A 1,163-nucleotide genomic window follows, 5' to 3' on the forward strand; every position below is an offset into this window, starting at 1 on the left:
GCGGACGACCGAGACCACACGGCCGCCCGAGGGCTCCACGGGCACGCTCGACGGCCAGCCGGACACACCACGCCGAAACGTCACTGTGACGTATCAGCGGCAGCGCGGTCCGGTGATGGCCCGCCGGAGCACCTGCGACGCGAAGCCGCCCAGGCACCTGCGCGCCCAGGTTGCCCAGGACCCCGGACTCGCCTTGCTCATCGAGTCGCCCGATGACGAGTGACCGTGTTCCACGAGCGGCCACATTCCGCTGCGACGAGCAGAGCGCGACACGGCAGGGGCAGCCTCCGGACAGCCTGAGGACGACGGCCGCCGTGGGGCGTCCCCCGCCGGGAGCGGTCGCCCGGCACCCGGCCCAGATCCTTGTTTGATGGATAATCGCCATTATCCATCAAACAGGGGCCGCTGTGCTGCGATGCGGGCGTGTCCACCCCCTCGCCGCCCAGAGGCTGCCCTCCCCCTGTTCCGCAGGAGGTCCACCCCGGCTCCTCCTTCCACGTCGCCCTCTCCCGCGTCGTCGATGGACTGGCCGCAGGAAGGCGCTCGCCCGGTTGTCCTCCGCCGGCCCGCCCGGCCGGGTGCTCCCCTCCCCTGCTCCGCCCGGCCGGGTGCCCCCCTCCCCTGCTCCGCCCGGCCGGGTGCCCCCCTCCCCTGCTCCGCGTGGACGGGAAGTTGTCGGTGCGGTGCGGTAGGAAGATCAGGTGGATGTTCTGGCTGCTCAGGATGCGTTCTTCCTCGCGCGCAGGCCGCGGAAGGACTCCCCTCACACGACTGCGGCGTACCGGCGTGACCTGGCGGGGGTGACTTCGCTGTTGGCGCAGGTGCTGGGGTGCGCGGTGGCGGAGTTGCGGGTGGAGGACCTGACGGGGGCGAACCTGCGGGCGGCGTTCGGGTTGTTCGCGGACACGCACGCGAAGAGTTCGGTGTTGCGGGCGTGGTCGACGTGGAACCAGTTCTTGACCTTCTGCGTGGCGGAGGACTTGGTGCCGGGCAATCCGATGGGTGCGGTGGCGCGGCCGAAGACGCCTCCGCTGGTGCCGAAGCCGTTGCGGGGTGAGGACACGCCGGAGCGGTTGTTGGAGGCCGCGGCGGAGGGGGTGCGGGGTGGGCGTGACCCGTGGCCGGAGCGGGATGTGCTGGTGCTGGCGTTGGGGCTGGTGGCG

At 72.0% G+C, this 1,163-nt stretch carries 2 protein-coding genes; both read left to right on the plus strand.

What is annotated here, in order from left to right:
* The coding region (locus tag IEZ00_RS36590) for a hypothetical protein (protein WP_229795607.1) at positions 1-223 on the plus strand (223 nt) is incomplete at its 5' end.
* Positions 224-701: 478 nt separating this feature from the next.
* A partial coding sequence (locus IEZ00_RS36595; RefSeq protein ID WP_506347065.1) for a site-specific integrase occupies positions 702-1,163 on the plus strand: 462 nt, incomplete at its 3' end.

The sequence above is a fragment of the Saccharothrix coeruleofusca genome (assembly GCF_014648515.1).
In the GTDB taxonomy this organism is placed as follows: Bacteria; Actinomycetota; Actinomycetes; order Mycobacteriales; family Pseudonocardiaceae; genus Actinosynnema; species Actinosynnema coeruleofuscum.